The 11,740-nt window shown below is 71.5% G+C and carries 10 protein-coding genes; 4 read left to right on the forward strand and 6 right to left on the reverse strand.

What is annotated here, in order from left to right:
• Position 1 precedes the first annotated feature (1 nt).
• The 6 genes from JQN84_RS03115 to JQN84_RS03140 all read right to left on the reverse strand — a co-directional run bounded on the left by JQN84_RS03115 (position 2) and on the right by JQN84_RS03140 (position 7,493).
• A complete protein-coding gene (locus JQN84_RS03115) occupies positions 2-2,296 on the reverse strand; it encodes a tetratricopeptide repeat protein (protein WP_204956855.1) in 2,295 nt (764 codons plus the stop codon).
• 223 nt (positions 2,297-2,519) lie between these two features.
• Entirely contained in the window at positions 2,520-3,041 is a 522-nt protein-coding gene (locus JQN84_RS03120) for a DinB family protein (RefSeq protein WP_204956856.1), read from the reverse strand.
• Positions 3,042-3,089: 48 nt separating this feature from the next.
• Positions 3,090-3,581, reverse strand: coding sequence for a universal stress protein (locus JQN84_RS03125; protein WP_281899848.1), 492 nt, complete (start codon positions 3,579-3,581; stop codon positions 3,090-3,092).
• On the reverse strand, positions 3,578-5,197 hold the full coding sequence (locus JQN84_RS03130; RefSeq protein ID WP_204956857.1) for an MDR family MFS transporter: 1,620 nt from the start codon (positions 5,195-5,197) through the stop codon (positions 3,578-3,580). The genes JQN84_RS03125 and JQN84_RS03130 overlap by 4 nt, the downstream gene beginning before the upstream one ends.
• A gap of 121 nt (positions 5,198-5,318) precedes the next feature.
• A complete protein-coding gene (locus JQN84_RS03135) occupies positions 5,319-5,756 on the reverse strand; it encodes a MarR family winged helix-turn-helix transcriptional regulator (protein WP_307820975.1) in 438 nt (145 codons plus the stop codon).
• A gap of 24 nt (positions 5,757-5,780) precedes the next feature.
• Entirely contained in the window at positions 5,781-7,493 is a 1,713-nt protein-coding gene (locus tag JQN84_RS03140; protein ID WP_204956858.1) for a DUF7800 domain-containing protein, read from the reverse strand.
• Between the two features lie 148 nt (positions 7,494-7,641).
• Here JQN84_RS03140 and ftsY point away from each other — a divergent pair, with 148 nt between their 5' ends.
• The 4 genes from ftsY (at position 7,642) to JQN84_RS03160 (ending at position 11,730) form a co-directional block, all read left to right on the forward strand.
• Entirely contained in the window at positions 7,642-8,823 is a 1,182-nt protein-coding gene (ftsY, locus tag JQN84_RS03145) for a signal recognition particle-docking protein FtsY (RefSeq protein WP_204956859.1), read from the forward strand.
• A gap of 7 nt (positions 8,824-8,830) precedes the next feature.
• Positions 8,831-9,694, forward strand: a complete 864-nt coding sequence (locus JQN84_RS03150) for a phosphotransferase (protein ID WP_204956860.1) — start codon at positions 8,831-8,833, stop codon at positions 9,692-9,694.
• A 274-nt stretch (positions 9,695-9,968) separates the two neighbouring features.
• On the forward strand, positions 9,969-11,366 hold the full coding sequence (locus tag JQN84_RS03155) for an ammonium transporter (RefSeq protein ID WP_204923816.1): 1,398 nt from the start codon (positions 9,969-9,971) through the stop codon (positions 11,364-11,366).
• A gap of 25 nt (positions 11,367-11,391) precedes the next feature.
• Positions 11,392-11,730, forward strand: coding sequence for a P-II family nitrogen regulator (locus JQN84_RS03160; RefSeq protein ID WP_067307311.1), 339 nt, complete (start codon positions 11,392-11,394; stop codon positions 11,728-11,730).
• Positions 11,731-11,740 lie beyond the last annotated feature (10 nt).

Genomic DNA, 11,740 nt, shown 5'->3' on the forward strand with positions numbered 1-11,740 from the left:
GTCACTCGTCGCTGATGATGTCGGACTGTTCATGCTGCCGCCAGTACGTCAAGGCGTCGGTGGCGTCCGCGGTGAGCCGATGGTCCGATCCGAACACCCGCAGGCAGGTGGCGAGCAGCTCCTCCAGGGCTTCGGTGGCACCCTGCGGGTCTCCCGTGCAGCCCTGCCACCAGGCCAGGTTCCGGTGCGCGGTCAGCGTCAGTGGATGTTCGACGCCGAGAATCCGGGTGTAGTCCGCGATCAGGGTCCGGGTCTCGGTAACGGCGGCGGCGTGATCTCCGGATGCGCCGAGCTGGAAGGCCAGGCCGCTGCGGGCTTTCAGGGTGACGTGGTGTTCGGGACCCAGTAGCCGCCGGCAGTCGGCGAGCAGTTCACGGAGTGCGACGACTGCCTCGGCATGTTCACCCGCCTCTCCCTGTAGCCAGGCCAGGCTTCCTCGGGTGTTCAGTGTCTCCGGATGGTCTGGGCCGTTCACGCGGAGCCGGTCGGCGAGGACCTCGGCGGTGGCTTCGGCGGCACCGGCGGGGTCGCCCGCCTCCCCCCGCCAGAAGGCGATGTTGTGCCGGGTGGTCAGGGTGAGGTGGGCGTCCGGGCCGAGCACCCGGACGCAGTCGGCAGTCAACGTGGTGAACTCCTCCGCAGCCCTGGCGGCATCTCCGGCCCGCCCCTGGTAGAAGGCGTGCAGCAGGCGGAATGCGAGAGTGGCGGTATGGTCCGGCCCGTTCAGCCGGGCGGAGTCGGCGATGGCCTGCTCCGAGCCGGCGCAGGCGGCCCGGACCAGTCCAGCTTCCCCCAGGCTGCTGTAGAGGCGGATCAACACGTCGTGCAGGTCGTTGGCGAGCAGCAGGTCGCCGACGTGGTCGTGCAGCGCTACGGCGTTGGCCCGGAACGCCTGACTCACGGCGGGACGGGTCTCGGTCTCGGGCCACCGGCTCAGCAGCGCGCCGGCGGCGACCCGGGTGATCCGGGCGAGTTGCTTCTCGACGAGTTGGTCGCGTGTGGCGCGCTGCACCAGTGCATGCGCCCGCAGGGCACCCCCATGCGGATCGTGCGTGATCAGGTTGAGCCGGTGCAGGTTGTGCAGGGCTCGATCCACGTCGTCGACATCTGTCGTAACCGCGCCGTCGGCCCCGCGGGCGTCGGAGAGGTAGGCCAGGACGGGCGCGGTGGTGAGCAGCGCGGTGGGGACACCGTTGGGGTCGAGCAGCGCGACGAGGTTCAGCACCGGCCGGGCCAGGCCGGTGGGAACCGCCGCGTCCGCGACGTCGATAGACAGCGACCAGGTTGCCGCAACCGTCGCCCGGTGGTCGTCGGGGAGGGCGTCCGGCTGGGGCACCAACTCGTCGAGCCGCCGCCGGCGGTCGGTGAGTAGCCGGCGGTAGCCGGCGCAGTCGAGCCCCCGGTCCCGGATGAAGGCGGCGGCCTGGGCGACGGCCAGCGGCAGATGGCCGAGATCGGCGGCGAGTTGTCCGGCCTCGGCCAGCCGGCCCGGGTCGGCGATGGCCCGGTGCAGATAACCTGCGGCCTCGACCTCGCTGAAGAGCCCCACCTCGACCAGGACGCGTCCCTCGGCGGCGAGGACGGCGTCGCGTCGGCGGGTGGTGACGATCGTGCGCCCGTGGCGGTTGGCGGGCGGCCACCAGCCGGCCGCATGGGCCGGTGTGTCGAGGTTGTCCAGCACCACCAGCCAGCGGTGGTCGGTGCGTTCGCACCAGTTCAGCAGCGTCGAGGCGGCCTGCTCCGGGTCCACGGTCGGATCGACCAGGTGGAGTTGCCGGGCCGCCTGGGCGTAACCGGCGAGGATGGCGTCCCGGCTGATGGCGGTGATCCAGACCAGCAGGTCGAGTTCGCCGGTGTGGGCCAGCCGCCGGGCGAACTGGGCCGCGAGTTGGGTCTTGCCGACACCGCCCATACCGGAGAGCACCTGGGTGAGCACCGCGGTGCGACCGGTCCGGGCGACGCGGGTCAGGTCCAGCTGCGCGCGTCGGTCCTGGAACCAGGATGCGGACTGCGGCACTCGTCCGACCTGCACCAGACGGCCGGTCGCCGGTGCGCGGTCGGATCGGCCGACGCGCAGGGCCTGTACGGCGGCGACGGTGCCGACCAGGGAGAACACCGCGCTGATGATGCCGGCGATCCAGCCGGCCTGCTCGGTGCCGGCCCAGCCGGGGCGCAGCGTTGTGCCATCGGCGGGACGACGGAGCAGCACGATGGCCACGGCGGCGGCCAGCAACGCCGCCACCAACAGCACCACCACCCGCCTGCCGGGCGGGCGGCGGCGGAAGACCTCACCCATGTCTCCATCATCCGGTGTGGACGCACGCCGCTCATCGGCGCTGCGGAGCGCTGCTGCCATCTCGCGGACGGTGATGGTCGGTCATCCGGTCACGACGGGTGTCCGCGGGCCGCGATCGGGTGCCGTGCCCACGGGCGGAGAGCGGTCAGGGGACCACGGTCGTCGGGGTGCACAAGGCCGGCCAGGAGTACGTCCAGGCCGGCTGCGCCGACCGGCGGCGGGATCACTCGCCGGTGACCCCGTCGAGGCGTTCCCGGATCAGGTCGGCGTGGCCGTTGTGCCTGGCGTACTCCTCGATCAGGTGCAGGTAGACCCAGCGCAGGCTGAAGGTCCGTTTCTTGGTGCCGACCTCGGTGAACGTCTCGTCGAGCGAGCGGCCCGCGACGGCGGCGCGGGCCAGTTCGACCTGCCGGTGGTAGGTGGCGAAGTCGGCCTCGGCGTCGGCATGGCTGACGTCGAGGTCGGCGTCCGGATCGTCGGGGGTGAAGTACGGGTAGTCGACCTGCTGGCCGGCGAAGTTCTCCCGGAGCCACCAGGACTCCACCTCGCCGAGATGTCGGACCAGGCCGAGCAGGGTCAGTGTCGACGGCTGCACGCTCGGGGTGCGCAACTGCTCGGCGGTCAGCCCGGCGCACTTGAGCAGCAGGGTCTGCCGGTGGTAGTCGAGCCAGCTCTCCAGCATGGCCCGCTCGTCGCCGACGGGAAGTTCAGGGGTTCGGGTGATCTCCGGTGCACGCCAGGTCATGCCGGGCATCCTCGCCGACCGGTCCGACATTCCCCGGACCCGGTCCGGTCAGGGGACGACGAGGACCGGCCAGCGGCCGGTGCGGACCAGCCGGGTGGCGACGGAACCGACCAGCCGGTGCCCGGCCTGTTCGGAGGAGCCGACCACCACCAGGTCCGCCCGGGACTCGTCGGCCGCCGCCCGCAGCTCGGTGTACGCGTCCCCGCGCCGGCACAGGAACGTCACCGGCAGGCCCAGTTCCTCCGCACCCCGGCGGCACTCCTGCCGTAGCTCGTCGGCCAACTCGTCGTGGGTCTGCTGGACCGCCCCGGCCACCACTCCGGGCATCATGCTGGCGTAGCCGGCCGGGGCGCTGACGAAGACCACCACCAGTCCGGCGCACTGTCGACGGGCCAGCCCCGCCGCGTAGGCGGCGGCCCGCAGCGAGGTCCGGCTGCCGTCGACCCCGACCAGCACCACCCGGGGCCCGTCGGTGCCCCGCTCGAACTGCTGCGGGCGGGCCTGCGGGCCGTACTGTTCACGCTCGACGGGGATGCTCACCGGTCGGTCCCGGTGCGGACCACCGCCGCCCCGGCGCCCGCCGCGACGGCGGACTCCTGCGTGACGGTGTCGGTCACGGCGTCCCCGGTGTGCTGGCGCAGCGGGATCTCCTTGATGAAGATCACCGCGATCAGGGCGATCAACCCGAACGGGGCGGCGGCCAGGAAGATGTCGCCGGCACCGTGGCCGTAGGCGCTCTCCACCACGATCCGGATCGGGCCCGGCAGGGTGTGTACGTCGGGCAGGACGCCGCCGCTGCCCGAGCCGGAGGCCGGGATGCCCAGCGCGGTGAGGCCGTCGGCGATGTAGTCCTTGACCCGGTGGCCGAGGACCGCGCCGAGCACGGAGACCCCGACCGCGCCGCCGAGGCTGCGGAAGAACGCCACCACCGAGCTGGCCGCGCCGAGTTCGTGGGCGGCGACGGTGTTCTGCACGGCGAGGACGAGGTTCTGCATGGTCATGCCGAGCCCGAGCCCGATCAGCGCCATGTAGATGGAAAGGTGCCAGTACGGGGTGTCGTAGCGGATCGTGCCCATCAGCGCGAAGCCGGCGGTGAGCAGCGCGGAACCGGCGACCAGGTAGCGCTTCCAGCGGCCGGTCCGGGTGATGATCCGGCCGACGACGACGGAGGAGACCAGCAGGCCGAGGATCATCGGCATGGTCATCAGGCCGGACATGGTCGGGCTCTCGCCCCGGCTGATCTGGAAGTACTGGCCGAGGAAGACCGATGCGCCGAACATGCCCACGCCGACGGCGATGCTGGCGACGACGGCGAGGGTGATGGTGCGGTTGCGGAACAGCCGCGGCGGGATCATCGGCTCGCTGGCCCGGTTCTCCACCCGGACGGCGAGCGTGCCGAGCACGACCGCGCCGGTCACCATGACGGCGCTCTGCCAGGAGAGCCAGTCGTACTTGTCGCCGGCCAGGGTGACCCAGATCAGCAGCAGCGACACGGCGGCGGTGATCAGGGTCGCGCCCCACCAGTCGATCTTCACCTGGCGCTTGACGACCGGCAGGTGCAGGGTCTTCTGGAGCACCACCAGGGCGGCGATGGCGAACGGCACGCCGACGTAGAAGCACCAGCGCCAGCCGAGCCAGGAGGTGTCGACGATGACGCCGCCGATCAGCGGGCCGCCGATGGTGCCGAGGGCCAGCACCGCGCCGAGGTAGCCGCTGTACCGGCCGCGTTCGCGGGGCGCGATCATCGTCGCCATGATCACCTGGGCCAGGGCGGTGAGGCCGCCGGCCCCGACCCCCTGGAGCACCCGGCAGGCGATGAGCTGCTCGGTGGACTGGGACAGCCCGGCCAGCACGGAGCCCAGCACGAAGATGACCAGGGAGAGCTGGACCAGGATCTTCTTGCTGGTCAGGTCGGCGAGCTTGCCCCAGATCGGGGTGGTCGCGGTGGTCGCCAGCAGGGTCGAGGTGACCACCCAGGTGTAGGCGGACTGGCCGCCCCTGAGTTCGGTGATGATCCGCGGCAGCGCGTTGGAGACGACCGTGGAGGAGAGGATCGCGACGAACATGCCCAGCAGCAGTCCGGAGAGGGCCTCCAGGATCTGCCGGTGGGTCATCTCGACGCCGGTCGCCCGGGTGGGCGCTGTCGCCTGGGTCATCGTCGCTGCCTCCGCTGGTGGTGAAAAGGGTGCCTCGGGCAACCGTAAGCGTTCGTTGCCTCAAGCAACAACCGGACGTGACGCGGCTCTATTCCCCCGGCCCGGGGAACAGAGCCCGGGTTCAGAAGGTCTCGTTGAACCGGTGCATCAGGCGGGCGAACTCCTCGACGTCCCGTTTCGGCCAGGTCTCCATCGACCTGTTGATCTGGTCCATCCGGGCCGACCGGGCCGCGTCGAAGCGCCTGGTGCCCTCCTCGGTCAGCCGCAGCTGCGCCGCCCGCCGGTCGACCGGGTCCGGGTCGCGGCGCACCAGCCCCAACGTCTCCAACCCCTGGATCTGCCGGCTCAACGTGCCCTTACCGATACCCAGCTGGGCGGCCAGGTCGGTCAGCCGGGTCGACCCGGACCGGCGCAGCCACAGCAGCAGGCCGTACGCGTTGGGCTCCAGGTTGGGGTGCACCTCCCGGGCGATCTCCCAGGACAACGCCCGCCCCCGGCGGAGCAACGCGGTCAGTTCGTGCTCCAGCACGCGCAGCGTCTCCGGCAGATGATCGTCCACGGCACCGAGGGTACGTGGCGGAGGTCACTTCGCCGAGGAGAGCCGTTGCCGGGCCACCTCACGCAGGTGCCCGTCGCTGGTGGTGCCCTCGATCAGCACCACCGCCTCGCGTCCGGTGTGGCGCAGCGTGCTCACCGCGTTGCCGAAGTACGGGCCGGCGAGCTTCTTCCAGCGCACCGTCGGGCGGCGTACCCCGGCGGAGCGGGCCAGCGCCCGGGTGGCCGCCGCCGGCCCGGAACTCCAACCCAGCTTCATCAGCGGGCGCATCGCCGCCGGCACCTGGTTGTGGATCGGGGAGCAGGTGAGCTGGTGCACCGGGGTACGCACCGCCGGATCGTCGAACCGGGCGCGGGCCACGTACGAGTGGTGCACGTCGCCGGAGAGCACGCTGATCGACGCCGGCGCCGGGTACGCGGGCCCCGCGCCGACCCGGTCACCGGCGGTGGCCGGGACGCCGCTGCCCAGCCTGACGAACAGCGCGCCGAGAGCGTCGAACGACCGGCGGAACGCGGCCCAGTGCTCCAGGTCCAGCGCCCGGCGCAGTTTCTCGGCCAGCCCGGCGACCCACGGCCGGCCCGAGTCGGCCAGCCTCTCGTTCCACGCCTCCACGTGGTGGATGCCCGGCGGCAGCAGCCAGGGCAGCGATGCACCGACCACCAGGTGGTCGTAGACCCCGTGGGCCCGGTCCAGGAACCAGGACCACTCGCCGGCCGGCAGCATCGACCGGGCACCCGGTTCGAGCACCCGGCTGCACCTGTTGTCCAGCATGACCAGCCGGGTGCGGCCGAGATCCAGCGCGTAGCTCCACTGGTACTGCACGGCCCGCCAGCGTTCGGTGTCGTGCGCCTCGTCGGCCTCCTTGTCGACCCGCTCGCCGAACTCGCGCAGCACGTCGGTGGCGTCCTCGGCGGCGACGACCTTGGCGTAGAGCGGGTCGGCGGCGATCTCGTCCGGGGCCAGGTTGCCCAGGTGCTGGTAGACCCAGTAGGAGGCCAGGCCGCTGCGGATCCGCTCGGCCCACCAGGCCTGCTGGCGCATGTCGGTCCGCCACGACTTCGAGGTGTTCCAGTCGTCGATCACCTCGTGGTCGTCGAAGATCATCACGCTCGGCACGGTGGACAGCAGCCAGCGGATCTCCGGGTCGCGCCACGACTCCAGGTAGAGCTTGGTGTACTCGTCGAAGCTGACCACCTGGTCGGCCGGGGCGTCCTTCGGCCGCCGCCGACGCCGCTTGAGCAGCCGCTTGACCGTGGGCGAGGTGACGTCGGCATAGACCTGGTCACCGAGCAGCACCAGCAGGTCGGGCAGGTCGTCCGGGTCGGGCGCGGCCATCAGCCGGCGGGCGTACGCGTCGAGCGCGTCCGGGGGCAGCTTGCGGGCGGTGTTGTGCTGGGTGGTCTCCCGGCACGACCCGAAGATCAGGCTGACCGGCTGGTCCCGGTCGTCTGCCGCCCTGGTCCGGATCACGCTGGGCGGGAAGCCGTCCCGGGCCACCGGCCAGACCAGCTCGTCGTCGACCAGCACCTCGTAGGTGGTGGCGTGGTCCGGGGTGAGCCCCTCCACCACCACCAGCGCGTAGTGGTGGTCGTACGCGGAGAAGGTCGGTGCGGAGCCGGTGGCGCCGTCGGCCGTGCGGACGGTGACCACCGCGGGCCCGCTGGTCTCCACCCACACCGTCGCCCGGGTGCCGACGACCCGGCGCAGCAACGGGCCGATGAGCAGGCGAGGCTCGGGCATGGGTGGCACCTCCGAGGAGAAGACGGTTCATCTCTGCTACCCCGCGGGCGGGTGGGTCACCCCCGGCAGCGGCGAGCGTACCCGCAGCTCGCCCGGGTCTGGAGGGCGTGAGTGGGACGCGGTCGTCGGCATCTGACAGGATTTCGGCATGACGGACTACCTCCTCGTCGCACTGGCCCTGCTCGGCGTGCTGATCCTCGGCGGCCTCGGCCTGGTCGTGCCCCGGCTGCGTCGGCGTGCCGAACCCCCGCTGCCGCAGACCGAGGTCGACACCCGGGCCGAGGAGGACCTGGCCGGGCCGCCCGTCGAGGCGGCCGGGTCCGACCTGTCCACCGGTGTCCTGGTCGAGCCGCCGGTGGCGACGGCCCCGCCGCTGGAGGTCCCCGAGCCGACGGCCGGCCGGCTGGTCCGGCTGCGGTCCCGGCTGGCCCGCTCGCAGAACGCCTTCGGCAAGGGCCTGCTCGGCCTGCTCGCCCGGGACCACCTCGACGAGGACGCCTGGGAGGAGATCGAGGACAGTCTGATCACCGCCGACGTCGGCATCGACGCCACCCGGGACATCGTCGACCGGCTCCGCGAGCGGACCCGGGTGCTCGGCACCCGCTCCGCCGGTGAGCTGCGCGACCTGCTCGCCACCGAGCTGGTCACCGCGCTCGACCCGGGCCTGGACCGGTCGCTGCGCACCACCGGCCGCGACGGCGTGCCGGCGGTGCTGCTGGTGGTCGGGGTCAACGGTGCCGGCAAGACCACCACCTGCGGCAAGATCGCCCGGGTGCTGGTCGCCGACGGGCGCTCGGTCACCCTCGGCGCGGCCGACACCTTCCGGGCCGCCGCCGCCGACCAGTTGGAGACCTGGGGCGGCCGGGTCGGCGCCGAGACGGTCCGGGGCGCGGAGGGCGCCGACCCGGCCAGCGTGGCCTTCGACGCGGTCCGCCGGGGCATCGACGCCGGCACCGACACCGTGCTCATCGACACCGCCGGCCGGCTGCAGAACAAGATCGGCCTGATGGACGAGCTGGGCAAGGTCAAGCGGGTGGTCGAGAAGCACGGCCCGATCGACGAGACACTGCTGGTCCTGGACGCCACCACCGGGCAGAACGGGCTGGAACAGGCGCGGGTCTTCACCGAGGTGGTGAACGTGACGGGCGTGGTGCTGACCAAGCTCGACGGGACGGCCAAGGGCGGCATCGTGATCGCCGTCCAGCGCAAGCTCGGCATCCCGGTCAAGCTGGTCGGTCTCGGCGAGGGCGCGGACGACCTGGCCCCGTTCGACCCGGCGCAGTTCGTCGACGCGCTGCTCGGCACCGAGCCGCTCGCCCGGGACGCGTAACCTCGCGGTGAGCAACGACGATCGCGCGTACGCCGGGTGGCGTGACCCCCGCCATGCGTCGCCGGGCCTGGGGAGACCGTACGTGACCTCGCAGGAGATCCCGCTGCACGGCGGGAACGTGAGCACCGTGGTCCGGGTCGGCGACACCGTCCGGCGCAACGCCGGCCCGTGGACGCCCTCCGTGCACGCCCTGCTGCGTCACCTGGAGTACGTCGGGTTCACCGGCGCTCCCCGGGCGCTGGGCATGGACGAGCGCAACCGGGAGGTGCTGTCCTACCTCGAAGGGGAGTGCGGGGAGTACCCGCTGGCCCCGCACTGGGTCACCGACGAGGCGCTGGTGACGGTGGCCACCATGCTGCGGATGTTCCACGACGCCCAGTACGGTTTCGCCCCGCCGCCCGGCGCGGTCTGGCGCTCGTTCGGCCCGCCGCCACCGGACACCGAGGTGATCTGCCACCACGACGCCGCCCCGCACAATGTGATCTGGCGGCCCGACGGCACCCTCGGCCTGATCGACTTCGACCTCGCCTCGCCCGGGGCCCGGATCTACGACGTGGCGTACGCGGCCTGGACCTGGGTGCCGATCTTCGCCGACCGGGACTCGATCACGCTCGGCTGGAAGCACCCGGACCGGCCCCGCCGGTTGCGGTTGTTCGCTGACGCGTACGGGCTGATCCCCCGGGACCGGCACCGGCTGATCCGGACCATCCGCAAGCGGATCGTCGACCACGTGGAGGGCATCCGGCGGATGGCGGCGGCGGGGGAGCCGGCGTTCGTCCGGATTGTGCACAAGGGTCACCTCCGTCGCCCGATGCGCGATCTGCGCCTGCTCGACTACGAACGGCACGCCCTGGAGTACGCCCTGCGCTGAAGTGCGGCCCCGCCGCGCGTGCGGTGCCCCGGAACACCCCTCCGACCGACCGCAACGGGGAAAGAGTGGCCGTTCGTTGCCGAACGGCCACTCTTTCGTATCCGAGTTTTCATGATCGGGGTTCTTCACACGCCGGAAACAACCCGTCACGTGTCGGAAATCGAGGGGTGTCGGTCCAGGAAACAGCAGCCGGCCAAGCTTCCGCGCAACCGGCGTACGGGCGACGCTGCCCCGGAAGCCGCGAAGGAGGGAACTTCACCTTTAGGAGGCCAGCGTGCCTGAAGCACCGACGATCGACGGCGGCAACACCGTTTGGCTGCTGGTTTCGACCGCTCTCGTGCTGCTCATGACCCCCGGACTGGCGCTGTTCTACGGCGGCCTCAACCGGGCCAAGGGCGTGCTCAACATGATGATGATGAGCTTCTCTGCCATCGGGCTCATCTCTGTTCTGTGGTGGTTCTACGGTTTCAGCATTGCTTTCGGGACCGACGTCAACGGTTTCTGGGGCGACCCCGGTGCGTACCTGGGCACCAAGACCTTCCTCGCCGAGACCGACCTGTGGGGCGCGACGGCGGAGAACCCCAGCGGCATCGGCGTCCCGCTGTACGTGTTCATGGCGTTCCAGATGGTCTTCGCGGTGATCACCGTCGCGCTGATCAGCGGCGCGATCTCCGACCGGGCCAAGTTCGGCGGCTGGCTGCTGTTCGCCTTCGGCTGGGCCACCCTGGTCTACTTCCCGGTCGCCCACTGGGTGTGGGGCGGCGGCATCATCGGCGCCAAGATCCACGCGCTCGACTTCGCCGGTGGCACCGCGGTGCACATCAACGCCGGTGCGGCGGCCCTGGCCGTCGCCCTGGTGCTCGGCAAGCGGCTGGGCTGGCCGCGTGAGGGCATGAAGCCGCACAACATCCCGCTGGTCGCGCTCGGTGCCGGCCTGCTGTGGTTCGGCTGGTTCGGCTTCAACGCCGGGTCGGAGCTCACCGTCGACTCGGTCGCCGGGCTGGCCTTCATCAACACCCAGCTCGCCACCGCCGCGGCGGTGCTCGGCTGGATCGCGGTGGAGTGGATCAAGGACAAGAAGCCGACCATGGTCGGTGCCTCGTCCGGTGCCGTCGCCGGTCTGGTCGCCATCACCCCGGCCTGCGGGTTCATCGCCCCCTGGGCCGCGGTCCTGCTCGGCATCGTCGCCGGTGTGGTCTGCGCCCTGGCCATCAGCCTGAAGTACAAGCTCGGCTACGACGACTCGCTCGACGTGGTCGGCGTGCACTTCGTCGGCGGTTGGATCGGGTCGCTGTGGCTCGGCCTGTTCGCCACCAACTCGGTCAACGCCGCGATCAGCGACGTGGTCGGCGCCTCCGACGGCCTGTTCTACGGCGGCGGTGTGACCCAGTTCGGCCGCCAGGCCCTCGCCGGCCTGATCGTGACCGCCTGGTCCTTCGGTGTCGCCTGGGTGCTCGCCTTCGTCATCGACAAGACCCTCGGTTTCCGGGTCAAGGCCGAGGACGAGGTCGAGGGCATCGACATCAGCGAGCACGCGGAGAGCGGTTACGACCTCTCCCCGAGCACCGGCGGTGCCGGTGGCGGGGCGTTCGCGATGGCCGGGATCACCCCGGGCGGCGCGAAGGCCTCCGAGCCGGCCGCCGCGCCGGTGGACGAGAAGGTCGCCGGTTAACGTTCGGAGAATGGAGGGCATGGACATGAAGCTGGTGACCGCGGTCATCAAGCCGTACCAACTGGACGCGGTGAAGGAGGCCCTGCACGCTCTCGGCGTGGCCGGCCTGACCGTCAGCGAGGTCCAGGGGTACGGGCGTCAGAAGGGGCACACCGAGGTCTACCGGGGTGCCGAGTACACGGTCGAGTTCCTGCCCAAGATCCGGGTCGAGGTGCTCACCGACGAGATGGACGTCGACAAGGTCGTCGACGCGATCGTGGCCGCCGCCCGTACCGGCAAGATCGGTGACGGCAAGGTCTGGGTGACCGGCGTGGAAGAGGTCGTCCGGGTCCGTACCGGCGAGCGCGGCCTCGACGCCCTGTAGGAGGACCTGT

It is taken from the genome of Micromonospora humidisoli (assembly GCF_016900955.1).
In the GTDB taxonomy this organism is placed as follows: Bacteria; Actinomycetota; Actinomycetes; order Mycobacteriales; family Micromonosporaceae; genus Micromonospora; species Micromonospora wenchangensis.